Annotated in this window: 25 protein-coding genes and 1 pseudogene; 15 read left to right on the top strand and 11 right to left on the bottom strand. The window is 66.6% G+C overall.

All coding sequences use genetic code 11. The features are described from left to right. The first annotated feature begins 56 nt into the window (after positions 1 to 56). From BI347_RS23590 to BI347_RS12955, 6 genes are all read left to right on the top strand, one after another. Complete coding sequence (locus BI347_RS23590; protein WP_139167108.1) at positions 57 to 242, top strand: hypothetical protein; 186 nt, start codon at positions 57 to 59, stop codon at positions 240 to 242. A 79-nt stretch (positions 243 to 321) separates the two neighbouring features. Then, complete coding sequence (locus BI347_RS12975; RefSeq protein WP_071116028.1) at positions 322 to 1323, top strand: thiaminase II/PqqC family protein; 1002 nt, start codon at positions 322 to 324, stop codon at positions 1321 to 1323. Next, positions 1320 to 2333 (top strand): iron-containing redox enzyme family protein, encoded by a 1014-nt coding sequence (locus tag BI347_RS12970; protein ID WP_071116027.1) that lies wholly within the window; start codon positions 1320 to 1322, stop codon positions 2331 to 2333. Before BI347_RS12975 ends, BI347_RS12970 begins: the two co-directional genes overlap by 4 nt. Continuing rightward, complete coding sequence (locus BI347_RS12965; protein WP_071116026.1) at positions 2330 to 3679, top strand: aspartate aminotransferase family protein; 1350 nt, start codon at positions 2330 to 2332, stop codon at positions 3677 to 3679. Before BI347_RS12970 ends, BI347_RS12965 begins: the two co-directional genes overlap by 4 nt. A gap of 48 nt (positions 3680 to 3727) precedes the next feature. Next, a complete protein-coding gene (locus BI347_RS12960; RefSeq protein ID WP_071114843.1) occupies positions 3728 to 5212 on the top strand; it encodes an aldehyde dehydrogenase family protein in 1485 nt (494 codons plus the stop codon). Position 5213: 1 nt separating this feature from the next. Beyond that, on the top strand, positions 5214 to 6137 hold the full coding sequence (locus BI347_RS12955) for a hypothetical protein (RefSeq protein WP_071116025.1): 924 nt from the start codon (positions 5214 to 5216) through the stop codon (positions 6135 to 6137). A gap of 29 nt (positions 6138 to 6166) precedes the next feature. Here the strand turns inward: BI347_RS12955 and BI347_RS12950 are convergent, their stop codons facing one another. Together BI347_RS12950 and BI347_RS12945 are read right to left on the bottom strand one after the other, a co-directional pair. After that, complete coding sequence (locus BI347_RS12950; protein WP_071114880.1) at positions 6167 to 6739, bottom strand: peroxiredoxin; 573 nt, start codon at positions 6737 to 6739, stop codon at positions 6167 to 6169. A 183-nt stretch (positions 6740 to 6922) separates the two neighbouring features. Beyond that, positions 6923 to 7849, bottom strand: coding sequence for a LysR family transcriptional regulator (locus tag BI347_RS12945; RefSeq protein ID WP_071116024.1), 927 nt, complete (start codon positions 7847 to 7849; stop codon positions 6923 to 6925). Positions 7850 to 7945: 96 nt separating this feature from the next. Here BI347_RS12945 and BI347_RS12940 point away from each other — a divergent pair, with 96 nt between their 5' ends. Continuing rightward, complete coding sequence (locus BI347_RS12940) at positions 7946 to 8959, top strand: MBL fold metallo-hydrolase (protein WP_071116023.1); 1014 nt, start codon at positions 7946 to 7948, stop codon at positions 8957 to 8959. A gap of 63 nt (positions 8960 to 9022) precedes the next feature. Here the strand turns inward: BI347_RS12940 and BI347_RS12935 are convergent, their stop codons facing one another. Further along, positions 9023 to 9583: a murein L,D-transpeptidase catalytic domain-containing protein gene (locus tag BI347_RS12935; protein WP_071114839.1), complete on the bottom strand. Its 561-nt coding sequence runs from the start codon at positions 9581 to 9583 to the stop codon at positions 9023 to 9025. Between the two features lie 44 nt (positions 9584 to 9627). Continuing rightward, positions 9628 to 9918 (bottom strand): hypothetical protein, encoded by a 291-nt coding sequence (locus BI347_RS23585; RefSeq protein ID WP_139167107.1) that lies wholly within the window; start codon positions 9916 to 9918, stop codon positions 9628 to 9630. A 230-nt stretch (positions 9919 to 10148) separates the two neighbouring features. Here BI347_RS23585 and BI347_RS12930 point away from each other — a divergent pair, with 230 nt between their 5' ends. Together BI347_RS12930 and BI347_RS12925 are read left to right on the top strand one after the other, a co-directional pair. Beyond that, complete coding sequence (locus BI347_RS12930) at positions 10149 to 11228, top strand: MBL fold metallo-hydrolase (protein WP_239690877.1); 1080 nt, start codon at positions 10149 to 10151, stop codon at positions 11226 to 11228. 269 nt (positions 11229 to 11497) lie between these two features. Beyond that, on the top strand, positions 11498 to 12844 hold the full coding sequence (locus tag BI347_RS12925) for a chitinase (RefSeq protein WP_071116021.1): 1347 nt from the start codon (positions 11498 to 11500) through the stop codon (positions 12842 to 12844). A 123-nt stretch (positions 12845 to 12967) separates the two neighbouring features. Here BI347_RS12925 and BI347_RS24600 read toward each other — a convergent pair whose 3' ends face one another. The 4 genes from BI347_RS24600 to aptA form a co-directional block, all read right to left on the bottom strand. Next, positions 12968 to 13120 carry an SRPBCC family protein gene (locus BI347_RS24600; RefSeq protein WP_239690876.1) on the bottom strand — a complete coding sequence of 51 codons (153 nt, stop codon included), beginning with the start codon at positions 13118 to 13120 and terminating at the stop codon, positions 12968 to 12970. Between the two features lie 174 nt (positions 13121 to 13294). Then, complete coding sequence (locus BI347_RS12915; RefSeq protein WP_083338860.1) at positions 13295 to 13879, bottom strand: GNAT family N-acetyltransferase; 585 nt, start codon at positions 13877 to 13879, stop codon at positions 13295 to 13297. Positions 13880 to 13993: 114 nt separating this feature from the next. Then, positions 13994 to 15487, bottom strand: a complete 1494-nt coding sequence (locus BI347_RS12910; RefSeq protein WP_071116020.1) for a CoA-acylating methylmalonate-semialdehyde dehydrogenase — start codon at positions 15485 to 15487, stop codon at positions 13994 to 13996. A gap of 42 nt (positions 15488 to 15529) precedes the next feature. Then, positions 15530 to 16873, bottom strand: a complete 1344-nt coding sequence (gene aptA / locus BI347_RS12905) for an omega-aminotransferase AptA (RefSeq protein ID WP_071116019.1) — start codon at positions 16871 to 16873, stop codon at positions 15530 to 15532. A gap of 101 nt (positions 16874 to 16974) precedes the next feature. Between aptA and BI347_RS12900 the strand changes: the two genes are divergently transcribed. Then, positions 16975 to 17889, top strand: coding sequence for a LysR family transcriptional regulator (locus tag BI347_RS12900; RefSeq protein ID WP_071114834.1), 915 nt, complete (start codon positions 16975 to 16977; stop codon positions 17887 to 17889). Positions 17890 to 17926: 37 nt separating this feature from the next. Here BI347_RS12900 and BI347_RS12895 read toward each other — a convergent pair whose 3' ends face one another. The 3 genes and pseudogenes from BI347_RS12895 to BI347_RS12885 all read right to left on the bottom strand — a co-directional run bounded on the left by BI347_RS12895 (position 17927) and on the right by BI347_RS12885 (position 19536). After that, positions 17927 to 18283, bottom strand: a complete 357-nt coding sequence (locus BI347_RS12895) for a DUF1304 domain-containing protein (RefSeq protein ID WP_071114833.1) — start codon at positions 18281 to 18283, stop codon at positions 17927 to 17929. 70 nt (positions 18284 to 18353) lie between these two features. Next, positions 18354 to 18821 (bottom strand): GNAT family N-acetyltransferase, encoded by a 468-nt coding sequence (locus BI347_RS12890; RefSeq protein WP_071114832.1) that lies wholly within the window; start codon positions 18819 to 18821, stop codon positions 18354 to 18356. Between the two features lie 193 nt (positions 18822 to 19014). Further along, positions 19015 to 19536: pseudogene (locus BI347_RS12885) on the bottom strand (NADPH-dependent FMN reductase). Between BI347_RS12885 and BI347_RS24980 the strand changes: the two are divergent. The 5 genes from BI347_RS24980 (at position 19510) to BI347_RS12860 (ending at position 23875) form a co-directional block, all read left to right on the top strand. Next, on the top strand, positions 19510 to 19782 hold the full coding sequence (locus BI347_RS24980) for a MarR family winged helix-turn-helix transcriptional regulator (protein WP_204378037.1): 273 nt from the start codon (positions 19510 to 19512) through the stop codon (positions 19780 to 19782). The pseudogene BI347_RS12885 and the gene BI347_RS24980 sit on opposite strands and share 27 nt — an antisense overlap. Positions 19783 to 19944: 162 nt before the next feature. Then, positions 19945 to 20457, top strand: a complete 513-nt coding sequence (locus BI347_RS12875; RefSeq protein ID WP_071116017.1) for a methylated-DNA--[protein]-cysteine S-methyltransferase — start codon at positions 19945 to 19947, stop codon at positions 20455 to 20457. A gap of 339 nt (positions 20458 to 20796) precedes the next feature. Continuing rightward, complete coding sequence (locus BI347_RS12870) at positions 20797 to 22524, top strand: ABC-F family ATP-binding cassette domain-containing protein (RefSeq protein ID WP_071116016.1); 1728 nt, start codon at positions 20797 to 20799, stop codon at positions 22522 to 22524. Between the two features lie 168 nt (positions 22525 to 22692). Then, positions 22693 to 22977 (top strand): hypothetical protein, encoded by a 285-nt coding sequence (locus BI347_RS12865; protein ID WP_071116015.1) that lies wholly within the window; start codon positions 22693 to 22695, stop codon positions 22975 to 22977. Beyond that, on the top strand, positions 22970 to 23875 hold the full coding sequence (locus BI347_RS12860) for a sensor histidine kinase (protein WP_071114827.1): 906 nt from the start codon (positions 22970 to 22972) through the stop codon (positions 23873 to 23875). The genes BI347_RS12865 and BI347_RS12860 overlap by 8 nt, the downstream gene beginning before the upstream one ends. Positions 23876 to 23877 lie beyond the last annotated feature (2 nt).

Genomic DNA, 23877 nt, shown 5'->3' with positions numbered 1-23877 from the left:
ATTCACCCACGGCTTAGCCGTTCTTCCGCAACATAGCCTTTTTCAAAGGAGTTGCCATGACAGACCCCGTACGCAAGCCTCTGGACGAAAAAGAAGTCCTGATCCACGTCCCCAAGGGAACCTCCAGCCATGTTCGGATCGTGGAAAGCGATCCGGAAAAACTGGGTAACGAGATCACCGTTCAGGTGAGCAAGAAGCGGCCAACCAGCGCGCTCTCGGTTGTTGGCGTGATTGTCAAGTAAGTCGGCCGCGCGGGTGGGCGGGCAGTCCGCTTGCCCGCCTGCTTCCTCTTCTTGCCAAGCCAACTTGCCGGGAACCATCATGTCAACCACTGAACTGCCGCTGCTGCGCGCCGATGCGCGGCTGAACATCGTCGGCCAGGCGCTGGAAGTGGAAATCGAAGACACCGTGTTCACCCTGTCCGGGTCTTCTCCCGCCCGGCTACAGCAGGCGATGGCCTCGCTGAACGGGCTGACCGACATCCACACTGCCGGCAGGATCAGCGGCCTGGCGGCTGACACGCTGCGCGCCATCGTCGACCAGCTGACCGAGCTGGGCGCGCTGCATCAGGGCCGCGCGCGCGTCGACTCCGCCGTAGAACCGCAAGCTTTCGCCGCCGCCTGCCGCCGCCTGTACTCCCACTGGAAGCCCCGGCTGTTCTCCCACCCATTGTGGCGGGGCCTCACTGCGGGCAGCCTGCCACGGCCGGTATTCATCGGCTGGGTCATCGAGTCCTGGTTCTTCATCGAGAATGTGATGGACAGGCTACCGATGGCGATCGCCCACACCGAGAACCGCGCCATCCGCGCCATTTTCTCCCAGCACTTCATCGAGGAATGGGATCACTACGCCTTCTTCGAACATTCGCTGGATGCGCTGGATATCGGTCCCGAGCTGCGGGCGCAGCTGCAACCACTGCCTTCCACCCGCGCCATCCAGAACCTGATGCGGGCGGCGGCGCGGCGCGACTGCCTGCGCTATGCCGCCTGCTCGGGATTTCTGGAGTCTACCGGACGCGACCGTGAAGCCGCACACCTGTTCTTCGACCAGATTGCCCGGTTTTATGACGGCGACCAGCGAGCGGCGGTGCAGCCGATGGCCGACCACGCGCTGCTGGACGAGGATTACGGCCATGGAGATTTTGTGGAAAAAGTGGTGCGGCTGACCGGGCCGATTCCGCTGGAACGCGCTCTGGCCGCGCTGCGCGATGCCTACGCGCTGGTCGAGACGCTGGAAATGTGGTCGGACGACATCCTCAAGTTCTACCAATCCGCCGACGCCTTTCCGTTGCGGGCGCTGCGCATATACAGGGGAAGGGCATGACGATCACCCAGCGCCGTTACTTGCTGTCGCCCATCTGCCGGGCGCTGCCCGCGGACACTAGCGTGCTGATTTCCTGCCGCGAGGAGGAGATTCTGCTGGAAAGCCTGCTGGCGCCGCAGATCGCTGCGGTGATTCAAGCGCTGCGCCAGCCCGGCTGCCCGGCCGAGCTGCTTACACAGCAAGGCATTCACACTAGCCAATTGCTGGAGCCGGCATTGCAGGCGCTGCTGGAATCCGACTTGCTGCTCGACCTTGAGCGCGCCGCCGCCGCCGCCAGTCACGCCGAGCTCGCCGCCGCCTTGCAGGCGGAAGCGCGCTTCTGGGCCAAGCCAATCTTCGAGCAACCGTTCTGGGACAGCGTATTGTCCGGCGCATGCAGCCCATCGCAAATTCTGGGCTGGGGAGTCGAGTTTTATCATTTCGTCGATGCTGCCAACGATTACATGCCGCTCGGCGTGGCCCACACTCGCGAAATGCGCCAACTGCGCAATCCGATCGCCAGCCATTACGTCGAGGAGATGAGCCACGGCGGCATCTTCCTGGAGGGTTTGGCGCGCTGCCATCTCGACCCGGCCTCGATCCAGGCCGCTCCGCCGCTGCCCCATACCCGCGCGCTGATCAACCAGCTGGTCGAATACGCCTACGAAGGCGAACTGGCCTACACCGCCAGCTTCGCGATCATGCAGCCGGGACTGGCGCCGCAGTCGCTGGCGGTGCTGGACGAATTCTACAGCCGGCTCCGCGCGTGCTATCCATACGCGGCCGGCATGTTCGACGCCTTTCAGCGTCATGCCAGCCTGGACGTGGCGCTGGGCCATGACAGCACGGTGTTCATGCGGCTGTGCCGCGAGGCGCCGCTGCTCTCGCCCGTTCAACTGCGGCGCGTCCGCAGCGTGATGCGCGGCGTCGCCGAGTCGTTCATCCTGTTCTTCGAAGGCATCTTCAGCTACTACGGCCACGCCGAGGGCTTCGCCCCGCGCCGCGCGCTGCAACTGGAAGGGTTGCTATGAGCCAGACAAGCGAGGCGGAACAGGCGCTGCTGGAACGCTATCGCCGCGCCCGGCCGGACGGCCGGGTCTGGCGCGCTGGCGGCAACCCGCTGGCCGGCGGCAGCGGCCATGACAGCTGGCGGCTGGAGCCATATCCGGTAGTGTTCGAGCGCGCGCGGGACATCTACAAATGGGATGTGGACGGCCGACGCTATCTGGACCTGTGGATGGGCCACGGCGCCCTGCTGTTTGGCAACGCCCACCCGGCGGTGGTTGCCGCCGTCTCCCGGCAGATGGAGCAGGGACAGCACCTGGGCGGCGTCCACCGCCTGCATTTCGCCTGGGCGGAACGCATACGCGATTATTTCCCCTCCTGCGAACAGGTGCGCTTCACCGCTTCCGGATCCGAGGCCGCGCAGTTGGCGCTGAGGGTCGCGCGGGTCGCCACCGGCCGCAGCCGCATCGTCCGGGTCGACGGCCACTTCCACGGCTGGTTCGACGACTGCCTGGCTCACATGCTGCCGGCCGCCGCGGCCGGCTTCAATCCTGGGGTGGAAGACCACGTCGGCATTGCTCCTCCGCTGGATCTGGCCGCGACGGAGGAGGAATTGGCAGTGGGCGACGTGGCGGCGCTGATATTGGAGCCTGGCGGCGGCAGCTCCGGCAGCCTGGCCTGGTCAGCCGAACACCTGTCCGCGCTGCGCGCTCTGTGCGACCGTTATGGCAGCCTGCTTATTTTCGACGAAGTCATCAGCGGCTTCCGCTACCATCTGGGCGGCGTGCAGGCCATGAGCCGGGTGCGCCCCGACCTGACCTTGCTGGCGAAAATCGCCGCCGGCGGCATGCCCGGCGCGCTGGTCGGCGGCAGCGCCGAACTGATGTCTGTATTCGACAGCCGCCGGCTGATACACAGCGGCACCTTCAACGGCTGCCCGATCACCGCGGCGGCCGCGCTGGCCACACTGGAGCTGATCGGCGACGGCGAGCCGCTAACGCGGGCCAACCAGGCCGCCGCAGACCTGACCCGGTCGATCAACGCCGCCGCCGAAGCGGCGGGAGTGGATGTCGGCGCCTACGCGCAAAGCTCGATCTTCCACCTGGTGATAGGCGCCCGCGCCAGGGACCTGTCCATCTCACCCGGCGCCGCCATGGTGCAGTTGGCGGCGCAGCATGCGCCGCAACACCGGCTGCTGCGCATGGCCCTGCTGCTGGAAGGCGTGGACTGCCACGCCAACCACGGCTGGCTGTCGGCGCGGCACTCGCGCGCCAGTCTGGACGAAGCCGCGAATGCCTTTTCCCGCGCCTTCGAACACCTGCGCGGCATCCCCGCCTTCACCCTCAACGCTTGCCACAACGCCATGCAGTAACCGCCCACCCCCGCAATTCGACCCAGGCCCCGTCAAAGGAACTCCGCCATGAGCGAACGCATACTTGCCGAACTGATAGACGGCGCCTTATCGCCGCAACAACAGCCGCAACTGTTCGCCACTTACAATCCGGCCGGCGGCGCCCTGCTGGGGCTGGCGCCGGCGGCGGACGCCGCGCGAGTGGCCGCTGCCGTCGCCGCCGCCCGCAACGCTTTCGACGATGGCCGCTGGAGCGGCCTGCCCGCCGCCCACCGCGCCGACCTGCTGCTGTCCCTGGCCGACCAGCTAGAAGCCAATCTCGATGCGCTATCGCGCGCGGAAACCGCCGACACCGGCATGCTGCTGAGCATGACCTCGCAAGGGCACCTGCCGCGCGCCATCGCGCACTGCCGCTATTTCGCCGCGGAATGCCAGCGGCTGGCCGGCGAATGCTTCGCGATGGACAATGCCTACTGGCAGATCGTGCAGCGCGAACCCTTGGGCGTCGTCGCCATCCTGGCGCCATGGAACGCGCCGCTGGCCGTCGCCACCATCAATCTGGCGGCGGCGCTGGCCATGGGCAACACCGTGGTGCTCAAGAGCTCGGAGCGCGCACCCTTCACCCTATCGCTGCTGGCCGAGTTGATCGCCGCGCTGGACTTCCCCGCCGGCGTGGTCAACATCATCCATGGCCCCGGCTCCCCCACCGGCCAAGCGCTGGCGCGCAACCCGCAACTGGACGGATTGTGCTTCGTCGGCGGCGCCGACGCCGCCCGGGACATCGCCGCGCAGCCTGTCAGCGCATTCCGGCGCACGCTGTACGAACTGGGCGGCAAATCCCCGACCATCGTGCTGGCCGACGCCGATCTGGACGCTGCGGTGGACGGCGCGATGCTGGCCGCGTTTGCCAGCAACGGCGAAGTCTGCACCGCAGGTTCTCGCTTGCTGCTGCAACAGGACATCAAGGACGCCTTCCTCGACCGCTTCGTCGCGCGCGTGCGCCGTTTGCGCATCGGCGACCCCTGCGATCCCTTGAGCGAAATCGGCCCGATGATAGACGAAGCCCATTTGTGGACGATAGAACGCCATCTGGAAACCGCGCGACAAGAGGGCGGCCGCCTGCTCTGCGGCGGCCTGCGCCCCAAGGATCTGGATGGAAGCTATCTGCAACCGGCGGTGCTCGACGGCGTCGCCCCCCAAATGAGCCTGTTCCGCCAGGAAGTCTTCGGCCCGGTGGTGGCCGTTACGTCGTTCCGCACGGCCGAACAGGCGGTAGCGCTGGCCAACGCCAGCGACTACGGCCTGGCCGCTACGGTATGGTGCGCCGACGCCGCCAAGGGGCTGCGCCTGGCGCGCCAGCTGCGCACCGGCGTGGTCGCGGTCAACAGCCCGGTCATCCGCGATGTGCGCGCGCCGTTCGGCGGCCGCGGCGCCAGCGGCCTGGGACGGGTAGGCGGACGCTGGAGCATGGAGCAATACAGCGAGCTGAAAACCTTTAGCCTGCCGCTGGATGGCTACGCATTGCCGCGCCTTGGCGCGGGGGGAACCGGATAAGATGGCATCTGTCTGGATACTGGGACCCCACGTCGGATACCGCCGCCAGGCCCGCTCGCTGGTGATTGACACCCCGCAATGGCGGTTGAGCATAGCCGACGCCCCAGCGGCTCTCGACCTTGCGCTGGCATCGCTGGAGAACGGCATGGCCGCGGTCGACAGCGGCTTGCCCCGCCTACTGCAACAACGGCTGCAGCAATGCGACGCGCTGCATTCGCTTCCGGCCCGTCCAGAAGGCGTAGACGGCTTTCTCGATGGCTTCCTTGCCTTGTGCGACAGCTGGGCGCTGGGCGTTTTCGCTTCGCCGTTCTGGCCGCGCTTTATGGCCGGCCAGGCTACCGCCGGCGAGGTGTTCGGCTTTCTCGGCCAGCTTTACCACCGCACCGCCGGCGCCGACCTGCACAACCGCTGCGCCTGCGAAAACTGCCAACTGCCGGCCTTGCGTCCCCACCTGCTGCGGCATTACCAGGAGGAACAAGGCCATGCGGCGATGATTGCCGACGGCCTGCGTCGCTGCGGCGCGCCGGGCTGCCAGGCGGTGGACGCCCCGGCGCTGGCCAGCACTCGGCGGCTGATTGCGCTAATGGTGTCGCTCAGTCGTTGGCCGGCAGCCTATCTGGGTTGCTACGGCATCTTCCACGCCCCGGCCACCATACGCGACGCCGCAGCGTTGCGACGGCAGTTCGCCGGTTTCGCGCAGTTGTATCCTTTTGCGGCACCGGGCTTCGACGCAGTATGCCGCCACGCGCAGCTGGACTACCGGCTGGGACATGAGGAAATCATGCTGGCGCGCTGGCTGCGCGAGCAAGGCCCGCCCGACGGCGAGTTCGTGCTGGGAGCGCTGCGCGGCGCCCGTTGCGCGGCGGCCGCCTTCCGCGCCATTTTCGACGAGTTGTTCACGCTTCGGCCGCAAGCCGCCTGCTAGCGCGCGGCGGACATATGCGGCATGAATAGCTACGCCGGCTCCTGGCGGAGCCAAGCCAGCATTTCGGCTGCGTTGCCGTCCGGCGGAAACACCGGGTAACGGACGCGGACAATGCGGCCATCCTGCACCAGCCAGCTCATGCGCTTGAGCAGCGTCTGTCCGGCCACTTCCAGCGTGGGCAGCGACAACGCGCGCGCCAGCTGCAAGCGCTCGTCGCTGAGAATGGGAAACGGCAACCCCAGCCGGGCAACCAATTCCTGCTGATATGCGCGGCTCTGGGTGGACAGGCCAAAAATGCGGCAACCGAGCGCCTGAAACTCCCCGGCCAGCGCCTGGTAGCCCTTGGTCTGCGGCGTGCAGCCGCGCGCGCCGGCGATCTCGTTCCAATATTCCACCAAGGCTGGAACGCCGGGTTGCCCGGTTCGTGGGTAGATGAACACCACGCTGCGCCCTGACAATGCGGAAAGATCGACCATGCTGCCGTCGGTAGCCGGCAGCGCCAGCGGCGGCAACGAGCGGGCCCGCAGATGATCGGCGGCGCCATCGTCGCGCGGTGCCGGCAAGTTGTCCGGTAGCAGATCCAGATTATTGATTGTCGCCATCCGCATCCCCCGGTTTTCTGGCTCAATATCCCGTTCTAGCAGAATGACGCGCCGCGTGCCTTGAACTTCCAGAGCGCGGCCGCGGAACAGGCCGGCGGGCCGCGCCCCTTAGGAGAGCAGGTTACCCGCGCCGCGCCGGCCGCGCCGCCGGAACCGGCATGTCCTCGCGACAGCCGCCTCTCCTCAAGCCCCCATCTCCAAGGCCAACCCGGCAATCACCCCGCGCAGCCATTCCAGCGCCGGATCGCGGTCCTTGGCCGCATGCCAGAACATGGCGATTTCAAAAGTCGGAACCGGCAGCGGCAGCGGGTAGGCGCGCAAACTCTGGCAATCGGCCCAATGTCTGGCTAGCGCGGCCGGCACCGTAGCCAGCGCCGGCACTTCGCGCAGCAGGCTGGGCAAGGCGCTGAATTGCTGCGTGGTGTACTGCACCCGCCGCTGCAGGCCCTGTTCCGCCAGCAACTGGTCGATGCCGCTCTGGAAGGCGCCGCGGTAGGTGACCAGCAGATGGGGATGCGCAATGTAGTCCGGTAGCGACAGTCCGCCGTCAAACCGCAACTGCGCCGCGTGGTGCACGCAGCTGAAGCCCATTCTTGCCAGCGGCTGGCTGCGCATCCAACCCGGCTCGGCCAGCAGCGTGGCGATGCCCAGCTCCATTTCATGCCGCTCCAGCATGGCCGCGCCCTGGAAGGGGTCGGTAGCCTTGACCGCGATGCGCATCCCCGGCGCCTGGCGGCGCAGTTCGGCGAACACCCGCGGCATCAGCCAGATTTCCACCCAGTCCGGCATCGCCAGCGTGAAGGTGCGCTCGGCGTGGGCCGGATCGAATCCGGCCGGCTGGAACAGCGCGGCTTGCACGCCCTGCAGGGCTGGCAGCAGGCTGGCCTCCAGCTGCAAGGCTCTGACGGTGGGCTCCATGCCGCCTGCGGTGCGCACCAGCAGCTCGTCGTCGAACAGGTTGCGCAACCGCGCCAGCGCGCCGCTCACCGCCGGCTGCCCGAGGTAAAGCTGCTCGGCGGCGCGCGAGACGCTGCGCTCGCGCATCAACACCAAAAAGGCCACCAACAGATTGAGATCGACCCCCCTGAAATCTCTTTCGCTGATAGTCATTATCTTTCCAATCGATTTGAACGATATGACCGTGTATTGGAACATACAGTCAAGCCCAGCGGCAAATCGCCGCAGACATACCAGACAGGAGCCATCATGAAACTCAGCCGAAAAATGCAAACCCTCGCCGCCAGCCTGGCGCTGGCCCTGGCTACCGCCACCACCACGCTGCTGCCCGCCTTCCCCAGTTACGCGGCGGCGCCGCAAGTTCGCGTCCAGGCGCCCGGCTATTACCGGATGATGCTGGGCCAATTCGAGGTCACCGCCGTCTCGGACGGCACGGTGAAAGTCGCGCTGGACAAGCTGCTCAGCGGCGAGGAACCGCAACAAATCCGCCGCCTGCTGGAAAACGGCTTCCAAAAGCCGGACCAGGCGGAAACCTCGATCAACACCTTCCTGATCAATACCGGCGGCAAACTGCTGCTGATGGACAGCGGCGCCGGCCAGCTGTTCGGCGCCAACGTAGCCGGCCGGCTGCAGCAAAACCTCCGCGCCGCCGGCTACCGTCCCGAAGACATCGACGCGGTGCTGCTCACCCATGTCCACCTCGACCATTCCGGCGGCCTCTCCGCGGCCGGCAAGCGGATGTTCCCCAACGCCGACATCTATCTGAGCCGGAACGAGGCCGACTTCTGGCTGAATCCGGCCAACAAGGCCAAAGTGGACGGACCGCGCGCGTCCGGCTTCGACCAGCGCCAGGGCTTCGACCAGGCGCAGGCTTCGCTGGCGCCCTACCTGGCGGCCGGCAAGGTGAAAACCTTCGAGCCTGGCGTCGAGCTGTTCCCCGGCATCCGCGCCATCGCCACCCCCGGCCACACCCCGGGCCATGTCTTCTACGAGGCGAGCAGCGACGGCGCCCGCATGCAGTTCTGGGGCGACGCCGTGCACGCCCAGCAGGCGCAGTTCGCGCATCCGGAAATCGCCATCGATTTCGACGTCGACTCCGCAAGCGCAATCGAACAGCGGCGCAAGGCCTTTGCCGATGCCGCCGCCCACGGCTACTGGGTGGCCGCCGCGCACATCGCCTTCCCTGGCATCGGCCACGTGCGCAGCGACGCCGACGCTTTTGCCTGGGAGCCGGCCAATTACAGCCTGGAACGACTCAACTGAGGCCTGGCTGCGAAAAGGCCCTGGAAAACTTCCAGGGCCTTTTTGTCCGGAGCAAGGCGGAGTTCAGTGGTGGGAGCAGATGCAGTTGATATAGGAGCCGCCCTGCAACATATTGATCAGCCCGGTGCTGTACTGCAAGTCCACTGCCAGGCTGCCGTCCGAGCGGCCCAATATGCCGTGCTCGCGGATATACTGCTGCGAAACATAGGGCGCGCCATGCATGACGATATTGCGCGGCCTCATATTGGCGTTGCCGCGCTCCAGTCCATCCAGCCACAGCGACAGACCCTGGCTGCCGAAATAGGTCTCCGAAGCCCGGCACACGCCCAGGCAGGAGGCGTCGGAACCGGCTTCGTTGGAAAAGGTGTTGGCGCGCATCAGGTTGGCGTCGGCGTCCTTGCCGCGACCGTGGGCCACCAGAAAGCGCTGAGTGCTGTTTTCCAGCGTATCGAATACGAACAGGCGCTCCTCGGTGGAGGGTAGCGCAAAATCCACCACGGCCCAATACATCAGGCTGGCTCGAGGATGCATGCTTTTTTGCACGGCGACCATATCCAGCACGGCGGAATCCGGCAGCCCTTCGCTGCGGCACAAGTGCAGCAATATTTCTTCTATCGCATTCACGATGCGATTCCTTCCATTTGGCCCATAGCCCCCGCCATTCAATCTCAATGCAAATCAAGCCACAACCATTGCCAACCCGACTCTTCCGCCATTATTTCGGCAATAAAAAATGCCCAGCGGCTATTCAGCAATTCCAATCCGGCTTTGATTGTAGGCAAGCGTCCCCCGCACTGCAAGACAGCTAAAACCGGCGGATTACATATAAAAACAAACACTTGATTAGAAATACCGCGTCGAACCCAAAAGAAAATATTCGGAATGCCATTCACCGCAATGAAAATCATCCAGCGTCTTTCTTCGCCGCCATCACCATAAAAATGCCAAATGGAATTCATGGCAATCCAACGACAAGCCGGCAGATTGGAAACCGGCATCGCAGGGCAAACAGACGACGGACTTGACTCTCGCCCGATCAGCCTCAACTAGTATGGATCTTGAAGAGGACAGATTCCGGCTCGGCGTCACGGACCGGCTGACCTTTTTTCACCCCGCCCACGCGGCGAGAACTGGCGAGAACGGAATGAAATCGCTTGGCAAAAAACCCGCAGGCCTGCGCCTGGAAAGAATGAAGTCCTCCCCTCTCTGGACGGACAAGGGCTTTCGCAATCTGCACCCGATCGCGCCCGGTCTGCGCGACCCCAATGTCCAGATGCCCTCGCTGCGCGACTTCCTCTGCGGCGGCGACCGCCGCGTGCCAAGCGGGCCGCTGCCGGCGCACAATCCCCTGGACGATTGGCGCAAGCTGCCCGGTTCCGGCCTGCGCGCCACCTGGCTGGGGCATTCCACGGTATTGCTGGAGATAGACGGCCTGCGGGTGCTGACCGATCCGGTATGGGGGCCGCGCGCCTCGCCCTCCCGGCTGGCCGGGCCCAAGCGCTTCCAGCCGGTGCCGGTGCCACTGCGCCAGATGCCGCCCATCGATCTGGTGCTGGTTTCGCACGACCACTACGACCACCTGGACTACCCGACCATACGCGAGTTGGCCAAGCGCGACGTTCCCTTCGTCACTTCGCTGGGCGTCGGCGCCCACCTTGAGGCCTTCGGCGTGGCGCCGCAGCGTATCACCGAGCTGGACTGGTGGGAAAGCTACCGCCACCCGACTGCCGACCTGACCGTAACGGCAACGCCGTCGCAGCACTTTTCCGGGCGCGGCCTGAAGGACCGCAACGCCACGCTATGGTCGTCGCTGGCCATCCGCACCCCTCGCCACTCGGTGTTCTTCAGCGGCGACACCGGCCTCACCGACGAATTCGCCGTCATCCGCGACAGGCTGGGCGCGTTCGACCTGGTAATGCTGGAAGTCGGCGCCTACCACCCGGCCTGGGGCGACATCCACCTCGGCCCCGACAATGCGCTGAAGGCGCTGGACCTGCTGGGCGGCGACGCCTTCCTGCCGGTGCACTGGGGCACCTTCAATCTGGCGATGCACGCCTGGGACCAGCCGGCGGAAACCTTGCTCAGCCTCAGCGCCCAGCGCAATGTCCAATTGCTGATGCCCCGCCTGGGCGAAGCCGTCGAACCGTCCCACGCGGACAAGGCGACGCCGTGGTGGCGCGAAGTCGATACGGTAGCCATCGCGCCCGCCGTCGCAGAAATGGATGCCGCCCCCTCCCCGCCCAAGTCCATGCCCTGGCCGCTGGACTGAGCGGAATGGACGGCAGGCGCCGCCTGCCGTCTTTCTGCCCGCCCCCCATCCCAGAACGTCATCCGATTGCCGCCAGCATCTATCGATACGGCAGCCGATGCGCACGGTTTGCGACACATCAAAAGATAGCATCTGTTTTCTATTGAGTTTTTACTCCAGATGGGTATATTTAGCATTTGCTGACAAATGTCGGCAAATTTATAAACCATTCACTGCGCAAACCAGGCCGCCATGCCGAGCTTGCTGCGCACCGCCGGAGGAAATTCGTGATGAAAACCCTAGCCTCTATCACCACCCTGGCCGCCGCGCTGGCGGCCCTTGCCAGCCCCGGCGCGCAAGCCCGCGCGTTCGCCCCCTATGTCGACGTCACCCTGTGGCCGACGCCGCAGATCGACAAGATCGGCGTCAACCAGGGCATCCAGCAATTCACGCTGGCCTTCGTCGTCGCCAAGGGCGGCTGCGCGCCGTCGTGGGGCGGCGTGCTGGCCATTCCCGGCAGCGCAGCCGACCAGCAGCTCTCGGCCATCAAGAGCGGCATCGACAACTTCCGCGCCAAGGGCGGCGAAGTGATGGTGTCCTTCGGCGGCGCCAACGGCACCCCGCTGCAACAGGCCTGCGCCAGCAACGCCAGCCTGCAGGCGGCCTACCAGACCGTGCTGGACACCTATCAGCTGAGCCGCATCGACTTCGACATCGAGGGCGGAGCGCAGACCGACGCCGCCGCCAACAAGCGCAACTTCGAAGTGGTGGCGGCGCTGCAGAAAAACGCCCGCGCCAAGAACAAGACGCTGCATGTGTCGCTGACCCTGCCGGCCATGCCCTTCGGCCTGACCCAGGACGGCCAGAACGTGCTGAATTCCGCACTGAGCAACGGCGTGGCGCTGGACGCGGTCAACATCATGGCGATGGACTATGGCCAGAACAATCCGAACATGGGTTTGGCGGCCAAACAGGCGGCGCAAGCCTTGTACACCCAGCTGGACGCCGCCTACAAGGCGCACGGCCAGACGCTGACCGACGCGCAGCTGTGGCAGAAGGTGGGCGTGACGCCTATGGTGGGCCTGAACGACACCCAGCCGGAAACCTTTACCGTGGCCAACGCCAGCGATCTCTACGGCATGGCCAACAGCAACGGCATCGGCCTGCTGTCGATGTGGTCGATCAGCCGCGACAAGTCTTGCCCCAACAACGGCCACTATGTCGACGCGCAGTGTTCCGGCATCGTGCAGACGCCTTACGCCTTCAGCAATGTGCTCAAGGGCTTCAAGGACCACTGGGGCAGCGGCGTCACCCAGGACCCCAGCTACGGCGGCGGCGACACCGGCGGCGGCGCCCCGGTCAACGGCCAGCCGTGGTCGGCCGGCCAGGTCTACAACGCCGGCAATACCGTGAGCTACGCCGGCGCCAGCTGGAAGGCGCAATGGTGGACCCAGGGCGATACCCCGGGCCAGGCGGCGGTATGGCAGCAGCAAGGCGGCGGCCTGCAAGCGTGGTCGGCCAGCACGGCCTACTCCGGCGGCGCTTGCGTCAGCTACCAGGGCGGCAAGTACTGCGCCAAGTGGTGGACGCAGGGCAATGTGCCCAGCGCCGGCGCCCCGTGGGCGCCGGCCAACTGAGCGCGCCGCGCAACGACGAAGCCGGGCGCCATGCCCGGCTTTTTCCCGCCCGCCTCAGCCCGAGATGTCCGGCTCCGCCAGCGCCGCCAACTGGCACAGCGACTGCTGCCAGCCCAGCTAGCACTACTCTGCCGGAATCGCGTCGGGAATCCCCTCCTGCACGATGCCAAGCTCGGCGCCGCACGATGCCGGCGTCAGCATGACGGTGGCGGTCATGCTGCCGGACAGATCAGGATCGTCGAAGCTGTTGGCGTAGCGGATGCGTTCGCCCGCCACCAGCTCCAGCTAGGCGCCGGCAGGAGAAAGGCGCGGTAGATCCGTTCGGGCGGCGCGCGCAGCACGCGGTGCAGACATATGGTGTGGGACATGGCGGCTCCTTGTCGCGGGAAGACATCAGGGAACCACCCCGCCGTAGCACACCGGCATGGCCTTGCCGCCGGGCGGCCGCGCTCAATCCCGCGCCAGATTCAGTTCCATCTGCCAGTCGAACGGCTCCCGCTCCAGCTGGGCCGGATGCAGCCAGCACGCCGGCTCGCAGCCGCAGCGCTCGTAGAACGCCACGGTTTCTATCGCAGAATGCGAGGAGACATACAGCCTGCCTGCGCCCAGCTCCCGTCCGCCGGCGGCGCAGGCCTGCAGCAGCGCGCGGCCCAGTCCCCGGCCGCGCCAGCTCCGCGCCACCTGCAACTCCGTCAGCTGCAGATAGTCGCCTTCCGGCCCCAGCCGTTCGGGAGCGATGGCGGCGAAACCGGCCAGCCGCCCTTGCAGCCTGGCCTCCAGCACCAGTCCGCGCGCGGCGATGCGCGCCAGTTCCCGGCACAGCCCGCGCCTCTCCTCATTCGACCAGTCGTCGACGAAGGGCTCCGCCAGCGCCAGCCTGCCGCCACCGGGCGCGGCGCGGTACACCAGGTCCACCAGCTGGCGCCGCACGAAGCCGTCCAGCCAGCCCGGCGCGATGTCCTGCGGCTTCAGGCGGCGGATCGGCCAGTGTTGTTTCTGCATGGGTTCGCAATCTTTCAGGGTGGCGTCGGGCATCGGTTCGGCTGGCGTTTTTTGCCTGATAGGGACAGTTGGCGATTATCTTCCGCCGGAGCCCAAGATGACACTGGCAGGCAAGTCGCCCCGCCCGGTGCGGGCGGGGTCTCAGGCTTACAGGCTGGGGAAGGCGAACTGCGAGGCCTCGCGGCTGGCGCTTTGCGGCCAGCGCTGGGTCACCGCCTTGCGCCGGGTGTAGAAGCGCACGCCATCCGGGCCGTAGGCGTGCAAGTCGCCGAACAGCGACCGTTTCCAGCCGCCGAAGCTGTGGTAGGCCACCGGCACCGGCAGCGGCACGTTGATGCCCACCATGCCCACCTCTATCTCATCGGCGAACCGCCGCGCCGCCTCGCCGTCGCGGGTGAAGAGGCAGGTGCCGTTGCCGTACTCGTGGGCGTTGATCAGCGCGATGGCCTGCTGCAGGCTGCCCACCCGCAGCACGCACAGCACCGGCCCGAAGATTTCTTCGCGGTAGATGCGCATGTCCGGCGTGACATGGTCGAACAGGCAGCCGCCCAGGAAGAAACCGTCCTCATGGCCCGCCACCCGGATGCCGCGGCCGTCCACAAGCAGCTTGGCTCCGGCGGCGACCCCGTCCGCGACATAGCCGCTTACCTTGTCCAGGTGGGCGCGCGTCACCAGCGGCCCCATGTCCAGGCCCGGCGAGGTGCCCGGCCCCACCTTCAAGGCCTTGATCTGGGGAAGCAGCCGCGCCACCAAGGCGTCCGCCGTCTGCTCCCCTACGCACACCGCCACGGAAATGGCCATGCAGCGCTCGCCGCAGGAACCATAGGCCGCTCCCATCAGCGCGCTGGCGGCGTTGTCCAGATCGGCGTCCGGCAGGATCACCGCGTGGTTCTTGGCGCCGCCCAAGGCCTGCACCCGCTTGCCGCGCCTGCCGCCTTCGGCGTAGATATACTCGGCCACCGGCGTAGAGCCGACAAAGCTGATCGCCTTGATTTCCGGCGCGGCCAGCAGCGCGTTCACCGCTTCCTTGTCGCCGTGCACCACGTTGAGCACGCCCTTGGGCAGGCCGGCTTCGTGCAGCAGACGGGCGATGTGCAGCGTCGAGCTGGGGTCGCGCTCCGACGGCTTGAGAATGAAGGTGTTGCCGCAGGCGATGGCCAGCGGGTACATCCACAGCGGCACCATCGCCGGGAAGTTGAACGGGGTGATGCCTGCCACCACGCCCAAGGGCTGGGAATCGCTCCAGGCGTCGATGCTGGGGCCGACATTGCGGCTGTACTCGCCCTTGAGGATGTCCGGCGCGGCGCAGGCGTACTCCACGTTCTCGATGCCGCGCTTCAGTTCGCCGGCCGCGTCCTCCAGCGTCTTGCCGTGTTCCCGGCTGATCAGCGCGGCGATTTCCCGCTCGTCCCGCTCCAGCAGCTGCTTGAAGCGGAACAGGACCTGGGCGCGCTTGGCCGCCGGAGTGTTGCGCCAGGCCGGGAAGGCCAGCTGGGCGGCGGCGATGGCCTGCGCCACGGTGCCGGCGTCGGCCAGCGCCAGTTGGTGGATGATTTCGCCGGTGGAAGGGTTGTAGACCGGCGCGGCGCGGCTGCCGCCGCCTTGCAGTTCGCCGTCGATCAGATGTTTCAGTGTGCTCATGGTGCTTGTCTTTCAGAAACGGGTATTCAGGGAATGGCTCGCTCAGCCCAACTGACGGATGGCTTCGCCTACCGCGTCGAACAGGCTGTCCAGCTCCCGCGGCGTGGCGGTGAAAGGCGGGCCGAACTGCAGCGCATCGCCGCCGCAGCGTACATAGAAGCCCTTGCGCCACAAATGCATCGCCGCCTCGAACGGCCGCGCGATGGCGTCGCCGTCGCGCGCGGCCAGCTGGATGGCGCCGGCCAGGCCGCAGTTGCGGATGTCGGCGACCTGCGGCAAGCCCTTCAGGCCATGGATGCCGCGCTCGAAATGCGGCGCGAGTTCCGCCGCGCGCGCCACCAGGTTTTCGTTTTCCAGCAGGTCCAGCGCCGCCAGCGCCGCGGCGCAAGCCACCGGATGGGCGGAATAGGTGTAGCCATGGGTGAACTCCACCGCGTATTCCGGCGTGCGCTGCGCCATGAAGGTGTCGTATATCTCGCCGCTGGCCACCACCGCGCCCATAGGCAACGCGCCGTTGGTCAGCTGCTTGGCCAGGTTCATGATGTCCGGCGTCACGCCGAAATAGTCGGCGCCGAACAGCGCGCCGGTGCGGCCGAAGCCGGTGATGACTTCATCGAAGATCAGCAGGATGCCGTGCTGGTCGCAGATTTCGCGCAGCCGCTTGAGATAGCCCTGCGGCGGCACGATCACCCCGGCGGAGCCCGCCATCGGCTCCACGATCACGGCGGCGATATTGCTGGCGTCGTGCAGCTCGATCAGCCGCAACAGGTCGTCGGCCAGCTCCGCGCCGTTTTCCGGCAGGCCGCGGCTGAAGGCGTTGACCGGCAGCAGCGTGTGCGGCAGGTGGTCGGCATCCATCAGCGGGCCGTACAGCTTGCGGTTGCCGTTGATGCCCCCGAGGCTGGTGCCGGCGATGTTGACGCCATGGTAGCCGCGGGCGCGGCCTATCAGCTTGGTCTTGGAGGCCTGGCCCTTCAGCCGCCAGTAGGCGCGCGCCATCTTCACCGCGGTGTCGGCGCATTCCGATCCGGAATTGGTGAAGAACACATGATCCAGTCCGGCCGGCGCCATGCCGGCGATGCGCTGCGCCAGCTTGAACGACAGCGGGTGGCCGAACTGGAAACCCGGCGAGTAGTCCAGCGTCGACAGCTGGCGGTAGGCCGCTTCGGCGATCTCCTGGCGGCTGTGGCCGGCACCGCAGCACCACAGGCCGGACAGGCTGTCGAAAATCCGCCGGCCGTCGGCGTCGGTCAGGTAGTTTCCCTCGCCGGCGACGATCAGGCGCGGATCCTGCTGGAAATTGCGGTTGGCGGTAAACGGCATCCAGTGCGCGCGCAGATCGAGGTCGGCAAGCTCAAAAGGGGTGCGGGTGGTTTGGGGGTTCATCGCAGGGCACCTGTGGCAGGAGTATGGCCACAGCATGCGCCGCACATTGAGTGAGTTAAATGCTATCTTTCTTATGTTCAGATTCAATTTAACTTAACTATATGAACCGCAAACCGGCGCTGGGCCAGGTCAGCGATTTCGAGATCCGGCTGCTCAGGCTGTTCCGCACCGTGGCCGAATGCGGCGGCTTCTCGGCCGCCGAAGGCGTGCTGGGCATCAGCCGCTCCGCCATCAGCCTGCAGATGGGCGATCTGGAAAAACGGCTGGGCATCCGGCTGTGCCAGCGCGGCCGCGCCGGCTTCTCCCTCACCGACGAGGGCCGCGAAGTGCTGCGCGCCAGCCACACGCTGCTGGCCGCGCTGGAGGACTTCCGCGGCGAGGTGAACCTGCTGCACCGCCAGTTGCGCGGCGAATTAAGCATAGGCATCGTCAACAACCTGGTGACGCTGCCCAGGATGCGCATCACCCAGGCGCTGCGCGCGCTGAGCCAGCAAGGCCCCGACGTGCGCGTCAACATCGGCATGATGACGCCCAGCGACATCGAAACCGGCCTGCTGGACGGCCAGTTGCACGCCGGCGTGGTGCCGCTGATCCAGCCCCTGTCCGGGCTGGACTACCTGCCCTTGTACGACGAGCGCTCGCTGTTGTACTGCAGCCGCGAGCATCCGCTGTTTGGCCGCGCCGACAGCGCCATCGCCGACGCGGACCTCACCGATGCCGATGCGGTAGCCCCCATCTACCGGCTGCCGCCGGAAGCGCAAGCGCAGCAACAGCGGCTCCACGCCACCGCCACCGCGACCGACCGCGAAGGCATCGCCTTCCTGATTCTCACCGGCCGCTACATCGGCTACTTGCCCGACCACTTCGCCGCCGGCTGGGTGGCGCAGGACATGCTGCGCCCGCTGCTGCCGCAGCAATACCGCTACGACGTGCCGCTGGCGCTGGCCACCCGCAAGGGGAGGCGCGCCAATCTGGTGCTGGAGAGCTTTTTGCGTGAACTGGAGGCGACGGGATAGGCAGGCCGCGCACGGCAAGGAGAAACCGTTCAGCCGTTCAGGCCAGCCACAGCAGCGCCAGGCCTATCGCCGCCGGCAGCGCCTGGATATACAGGATTTTCAGGCTGGCGGTGGCCGCGCCGTACACGCCCGCCGCCAGCACGCACAGCAGGAAAAACGCCTTGATCTGCGCGCCCGCCGCTCCCTGGCTCAACCCCCACAGCAAACCCGCCGCCAAAAAACCGTTGTAAAGACCCTGGTTGGCCGCCAGCGCCTTGGTCGCCCGCGCCTGCTCCGGCGTCATGCCGAATACCCTGAGCCCCAGCGGCTTGTCCCACCAAAACATCTCCAGCGCCAAAAAATAAACATGCAGCAACGCGACCAGCGCGATGACGGCATCAGCGGCGAAAGTCATCCATCGTCCTTAGTCATGGCGGTTTAGACAGAACCCGGCCGACCGCGCGCCCAGCCATCCGCGCATGCGTTCACGCCGGTTGCCATTCCATATACTTGTCCGACGCGGAAAAGCCCGCCGACAGGTACAGGGACTGGCCATCCTCGGTGGCATGCAGCCAAACCTTGGCATAGCCCTTTTCCCCGGCGTGCGCCATCGCTTCGCGCAGAATGGCCTGCGCCAAGCCCTGCCGCCGCTGTTCCGGCAGGGTGTACATATTCAGCAGGTAGGCCTCCTTGCCAGCCGCATTGCCCGGATAGGGCGGTCGGGCAAACACCACCAACGACCCCAGCGCCACTACCCGTCCCGCCCTATCGGCCACCCAGGTGGCGCAGTCGTCGCTGTCGAAAGCCTGCTGAAAGTAGTCTCTGGTGACTTGCAACATCTCAGCGTCTGGTCGGCAGCCGTTCAAATCGACCGCATCGTCGAACAAGCGCATTCGCAGTTGCACGATTTGGTCCAGATCCCGGGCAAGCGCCCGGCGAATGATCGTGTCCATCAGTGGGAGCCCTGGCGTCAAACCGCCCGGTCGGCGGCTGATTGGGATGAATTTTCAGACATCGCCCATGCAGCCGATGTCGCCAAACAAGTCAAAGCGCCACAGTACACCCGCTGCTCCAGCCCGTCAGCATCATCGATCAACCGGCTGCGGACCGGCATCGGGCAATGCCGCCCAACGCAAGCCCTTTGGCTCAAGCGCCCTCGTTCAGCAGCAGGCTGGCCAGTTCGTCGAACGCCTGCTCGACGGTCGCGGCTTGCCCGGCGAATTCACGGCCCGCTTCGAGCTGGCCGCTGCGCATCGCCTCCTCCGACAACTCAAGGGCAGGCATCGTCGCCGCGACGCGCATCTTGAGGCCGTCGGCCACCTGCCTGAGCTGGGCAGCGCACTTGCCGCCGCCATGCCCGCCGTAGCTCGCGATCACAGCCGGCTTGCCGGGCCATTCGCGGTATAGGTGATCCAGCGCGTTTTTCAATGCCGCCGGTTAGCCCCAGTTGTATTGCGGCGTGACGAAGACGAATCCATCCGCTCCGGCGATTTTCTCGCTCCAGGCCAGCGCATGCTCGCTGGAGTAGACCCCCTGCGCCGGAATGCCGGGCTCGTCCGCCATCGGCAGCTGCGGGAGGCCGGCGTTTCGCTCGACCGCGCGCTCTTTCCCCTGATTGCGCGCCTCGGCGCGGTAGGGCCGATGGGCGTGATGGAGCTTGCCGAACACGCGGGACGCGACCACACGACAATCAGCCGGCAACTGGCCGCGCTGGAACGGCAGGGCTTGATCGAACGGCGGAGCAGCGCTCAAGACCGGCGGGCGCGCGAAGCCATCCTGACCGGGGATAGCTGGCGCGTGGCGCAGCGCATCGCAGAGGCGCGCGCAGGCTGCTGGGCCAACTGCTCGCCAGCGGGGATGCTGCGGAGTGCGCAGGTTTTGCCCGACTGGCCCGGACAATGGCCGATGGCATGAAAAGCATGCGCGAGAGCGAGCCCGGGGCAGCCGCGCCAGGACGCGCCCGCGGCCAAGCTACGCAAAACGCCAACATCCAAATAGAATGGCTGGATGCCGCATCGAGCCGTCGCACATGCCGCCAATCCTATAGCCACACCTCTCGCCCAACGAAACTGAATCATGAAAACCACCCACGCCGCCTGCCATGGCCTGCTGGACACCCGCTTCGGCCCGGCCGCCGCCTGGCTGGATGCCGACGGCGCGCTGCTGAGGCTGCTGTTCAACCCCGCGCCGGAGCAACTGGCCGAACACGCCGGCCGCCGCGACGACGCCGCGCTGCATTCAGTAGCGCGCCAACTGGCGGAATACCAGGCCGGCCAGCGCCAGGGCTTCGACCTGGCGCTGGCGCCGGCCGGCACGCCGTTCCAGCAACAGGTATGGGCGGCGCTACGGCGCATTCCATACGGCAGCACAGTCAGCTACGGCGAACTGGCCTTGCAACTGGGCCACCCTGGCGGCGCACGGGCGGTGGGCCGCGCCAATGCCACCAACCCGATCGCGCTGATCGTGCCCTGCCACCGCGTGCTGGGCGCCGACGGCAGCCTCACCGGTTACGCCGGCGGCCTGCCGCTGAAGGCCGCGCTGCTGCGCTTCGAACTGGAACACAGCGCCCCGCCCGGCCTGTTCGCCTGACCGGCGCGGGCATCGCGCGGATGGCCGCAAGGGCGCCAGGGCCGCGCGGCAGCAGCAGGCCCCCTGTTCAAGCCCGCCGGCCGCCGGCTATACTGCGCGGCCTGGTTTCCCCTCTGATAAAGAAAGGAGGTAAATATGGTTCTGTTTGCGCGCCCAAAAATGTTGGCTCGCCTTTATGGCACATTTGCCTGCTCTTGCCTGCCGTCCATCGCGCTGCGATAAGCGGGTTCGAGCCAAGCCGCGCTCCCCATTTCCAAGAGTTCCTTCTCGACTCACCCGTTGTCGCCAGCGCTCCTGTTGACAGGGACAGACACGTCCCGCGCATAAGCGAGCAAGAGCATGACAACCCTGATTTCCGCGCTTTCCCTCCATCTGGACGCCGGCCATGGCCCGCTGTTCCAAGACCTTTCCTTTACCGTGAAACTGGGCGACCGCATCGGCCTGATCGGTCACAACGGCTGCGGCAAAAGCAGTTTGCTGGGCCTGCTGGCCGGCAGCCGAGAAGCCGATGCCGGCGCGGTGCAATACGCCGGCCAGTGCCGGCTGCAGCATGTCGAGCAGCATCTACCGCCGCGGCTGGCGGGCATCAGCGCGCGCCAGTCGCTGCTGGAAGCCGAACCGCGCCAGCATTGGCGGGTGGACAGCCTGCTGGCTGAACTGGAGCTGGAACAACAGGCCGACACCCTGGTGGCCAGCCTCAGCGGCGGCCAGCACACCCGGCTGCTGCTGGGCCGAGCCGTGTTGCGGCAGCCCAATATGCTGCTGCTGGACGAACCCAGCAACCACCTGGACCTGCCGTCCCTGCTGTGGCTGGAAGACTTCCTGCGCCGCTGGCAGGGCGGCTTCATCCTGGTGTCGCACGATCCTCGCCTGCTGGACAACGCCACCGGCAAAAGCTGGATTCTGCGCGACCGCCGGCTGTACAGCTTCGAATTGCCCTGCAGCCAAGCGCTGGCGGCGCTGGCCGAGATGGACTCGGCCGCCCAGGCCCGCCATGCCGGCGAGCAAAAGGAAATCGACCGCATCGCCGCCAGCAGCAAGCGGCTGGCGATCTGGGGCCGCGAACACGACAACGAAAAGCTGGTGCGCAAGGCCAAGTCGATGCAAAAGCGCGTCGACCGGCTTAAGGACGAGCAGACCTTCGTCAGCAGCGGCAGTCCCTGGAAGCTGGAGTTGCAAGGCCAGGCGCTGGCCGCCGACAGCCTGATACGCCTGGATGGCCTAAAGGTGCGCGCCGCGCCGGAACAACCGGCGCTGTTCGATACCGGCGAATTGTGGCTGCGTCCGGGCGACCGGGTGGCGCTGCTGGGCGCCAACGGCGCCGGCAAGTCGTCGCTGCTGCGCCAATGCTGGAGCGATGTGCAACGGGGCGAGGCCGGCCCCGGCTGGGGTTGGCATCCGGCGGCGCGCATCGCCTATTACGACCAGTCGCTGCGCCAGCTGGACGACCGGGCCACGCTGAGCGACGCCATTTACCCGCTTGCGCCGCTGCCCGACAGCGTCCGCCGCCAGGCGCTGATCAATGCCGGCTTCGCCTACCCGCGCCACGGCCAAACCGTGGCCAGCCTCAGCGGCGGCGAGCGCGCGCGGCTGCTGTTTCTGGCCTTGTCGCTGGCCAGCCACCATCTGCTGTGGCTGGACGAGCCCACCAACCACCTGGACCTGGAAGGCAAGCGCGACTTGGCCGAGGCGTTGGCGGGCTTCGCCGGCGGCGTGCTGCTGGTATCGCACGACCGCGAGTTGATAGAACGCGGCTGCAACCGTTTCTGGGCGGTGCGCGATGGCAGCCTGCAGGAATGGCCGGATGCCGAAAGCGCCTATGCCAGCCTGTTTCGCGCGTCGCTTCAGGCCGATGCAGACCTGCCGCCGCGGCAAGGCATAGCGACGCAAGCGCCGCCCGCCGCGGCCGAGCCGCCAACTCAGGCCGAGGCGCAATGGCTGCGCTGGTGCCAGCTGGAAGCCCTGCTGGCGGCGGACCAGGCGCGCCGGCCCAAGCACCAGAAACCGCAGTTGCAACAGCAATGGCGACAGGAGATGGCGCTACTGGAGCGGGAGCTGGGCTTATAAGCGCCCAACGGCGGATGGCGGCGAATCGCTCTGCCGGGCGTTCCGCCGCCCGCCCATCCCGTCAACCGCCATTTCATCCATCGCTTCGTCCATTCCGTCGCAATCCGCTGTCGCCGCGCATGGCCGCCTCCTACAGTCAGGACACACGCACCAACACGGGAGAATCACATGGACCAGCAAAAACACGCGGAAGCGCTGACCGGCCTCGAGGCCGCCAAGCACAAGATAGCCATCTACTGGCAGCTGTATGTAGACTGGCTGGCGGAAACCGGCTGGGGGCGGCTGGCGCTGCTGGCGCTGTTGACCATCATCGCCTGCGGCATACTGGTTCTGCCGGGCCTGGCCGCCTGGCTGATACTGGTTTCCATCTTCGTCAAAATCTTTGTCCGTCCGCGCCGCCCGCCGCTGGCGCTGCCGGGCAAGCCATCGGAGCGGGAGGCGCATCATGAATAGGCCAAGCCACGCCGAAGCGCTGGACGGGCTGGAATCGCTCCGCCAGAAGGCAAGCGTCTACTGGTGGCTGTTTTTCGACTGGGTGGCGCAGGTGAGCTGGGGCCGGCTGGCCCTGATCAGCCTGCTGGCCATGATCATGGGCGGCATCGTCGGCGTTCATGAGCTCACGGTGGTGCTGATCCTGACAGCCATCCTCACCAAGGTGCTGGCCGGCGGCAAGCAAAGGGCGGAGCAGCGCGCCGAGCAGGCGGTGGCGCGCACGGAGCAGGCCGAGAAGCAGGCCGAGGTGGAGGCGCTGCAGCGGCAGTTGGCGGAATCCCGCATCGGCGCGCTGCAGTCGCAGATCGAACCGCACTTCCTGTTCAACACGCTGTCCTCGGTCTGCCAGTTGATGGAAACCGCGCCGGAGCGCGCGCTCGCCATGCAGAAGGCGCTGATCCGCTACCTGCGCTCCTCGCTGCCCCAGTGGCGCGAGTCGCCGGGCGAAACCAGCCTGGCCCAGCAGCTGGAACTGTCGCGCGCCTTTCTCGACATCATGCAGCTCCGGATGGAGGAACGTCTGCAGGTGAGGCTGGAGGTGCCGGAATCGCTGCTGCAGGCCCGCTTTCCGGTGATGATGCTGCAAACCCTGGTGGAAAACGCCATCAAGCACGGGCTGGAGCCCAAGGCCGATGGCGGCGTCGTCGCGGTGAAGGCCAAGGTGCTGGACGGCAGGCTGCGGCTGACTGTGTGCGACGACGGCGTCGGCTTCCCGGAACAACCCGGCCAGGGCATGGGGCTGGCCAATATCCGCGAGCGGCTGGCGCTGCTGTACGGCGAAGCGGCCGAGCTACTGCTGGAAGTGCGGCCGGAAGGCGGCACCCGCGCCACCATCGCGCTGCCATTCGCGCTGACCTGACC

Source organism: Chromobacterium sphagni (assembly GCF_001855575.1).
Classification (GTDB): Bacteria; Pseudomonadota; Gammaproteobacteria; order Burkholderiales; family Chromobacteriaceae; genus Chromobacterium; species Chromobacterium sphagni.
Note: the sequence above shows the minus strand (reverse complement) of the source record. Positions and strands in the feature narration are given on the sequence as shown.

Bases quoted from the DNA above. Each gene is read 5' to 3' on its own strand.
- BI347_RS12970 (WP_071116027.1), top strand. From the start codon at position 1,320: ATGACGATCACCCAGCGCCGTTACTTGCTGTCGCCCATCTGCCGGGCG.
- BI347_RS12870 (WP_071116016.1), top strand. From the start codon at position 20,797: ATGACAACCCTGATTTCCGCGCTTTCCCTCCATCTGGACGCCGGCCAT.
- BI347_RS12965 (WP_071116026.1), top strand. From the start codon at position 2,330: ATGAGCCAGACAAGCGAGGCGGAACAGGCGCTGCTGGAACGCTATCGC.
- BI347_RS12930 (WP_239690877.1), top strand. From the start codon at position 10,149: ATGAAGTCCTCCCCTCTCTGGACGGACAAGGGCTTTCGCAATCTGCAC.
- BI347_RS12895 (WP_071114833.1), bottom strand. From the start codon at position 18,283: ATGACTTTCGCCGCTGATGCCGTCATCGCGCTGGTCGCGTTGCTGCAT.
- aptA (WP_071116019.1), bottom strand. From the start codon at position 16,873: ATGAACCCCCAAACCACCCGCACCCCTTTTGAGCTTGCCGACCTCGAT.
- BI347_RS12945 (WP_071116024.1), bottom strand. From the start codon at position 7,849: ATGACTATCAGCGAAAGAGATTTCAGGGGGGTCGATCTCAATCTGTTG.
- BI347_RS12900 (WP_071114834.1), top strand. From the start codon at position 16,975: ATGAACCGCAAACCGGCGCTGGGCCAGGTCAGCGATTTCGAGATCCGG.
- BI347_RS24980 (WP_204378037.1), top strand. From the start codon at position 19,510: ATGGGCGTGATGGAGCTTGCCGAACACGCGGGACGCGACCACACGACA.
- BI347_RS12875 (WP_071116017.1), top strand. From the start codon at position 19,945: ATGAAAACCACCCACGCCGCCTGCCATGGCCTGCTGGACACCCGCTTC.
- BI347_RS12865 (WP_071116015.1), top strand. From the start codon at position 22,693: ATGGACCAGCAAAAACACGCGGAAGCGCTGACCGGCCTCGAGGCCGCC.
- BI347_RS23590 (WP_139167108.1), top strand. From the start codon at position 57: ATGACAGACCCCGTACGCAAGCCTCTGGACGAAAAAGAAGTCCTGATC.
- BI347_RS12950 (WP_071114880.1), bottom strand. From the start codon at position 6,739: ATGGCGACAATCAATAATCTGGATCTGCTACCGGACAACTTGCCGGCA.
- BI347_RS12975 (WP_071116028.1), top strand. From the start codon at position 322: ATGTCAACCACTGAACTGCCGCTGCTGCGCGCCGATGCGCGGCTGAAC.
- BI347_RS12915 (WP_083338860.1), bottom strand. From the start codon at position 13,879: ATGCCCGACGCCACCCTGAAAGATTGCGAACCCATGCAGAAACAACAC.
- BI347_RS12860 (WP_071114827.1), top strand. From the start codon at position 22,970: ATGAATAGGCCAAGCCACGCCGAAGCGCTGGACGGGCTGGAATCGCTC.
- BI347_RS12925 (WP_071116021.1), top strand. From the start codon at position 11,498: ATGAAAACCCTAGCCTCTATCACCACCCTGGCCGCCGCGCTGGCGGCC.
- BI347_RS12940 (WP_071116023.1), top strand. From the start codon at position 7,946: ATGAAACTCAGCCGAAAAATGCAAACCCTCGCCGCCAGCCTGGCGCTG.
- BI347_RS12890 (WP_071114832.1), bottom strand. From the start codon at position 18,821: ATGGACACGATCATTCGCCGGGCGCTTGCCCGGGATCTGGACCAAATC.
- BI347_RS12910 (WP_071116020.1), bottom strand. From the start codon at position 15,487: ATGAGCACACTGAAACATCTGATCGACGGCGAACTGCAAGGCGGCGGC.
- BI347_RS23585 (WP_139167107.1), bottom strand. From the start codon at position 9,918: ATGAATTCCATTTGGCATTTTTATGGTGATGGCGGCGAAGAAAGACGC.
- BI347_RS12955 (WP_071116025.1), top strand. From the start codon at position 5,214: ATGGCATCTGTCTGGATACTGGGACCCCACGTCGGATACCGCCGCCAG.
- BI347_RS12960 (WP_071114843.1), top strand. From the start codon at position 3,728: ATGAGCGAACGCATACTTGCCGAACTGATAGACGGCGCCTTATCGCCG.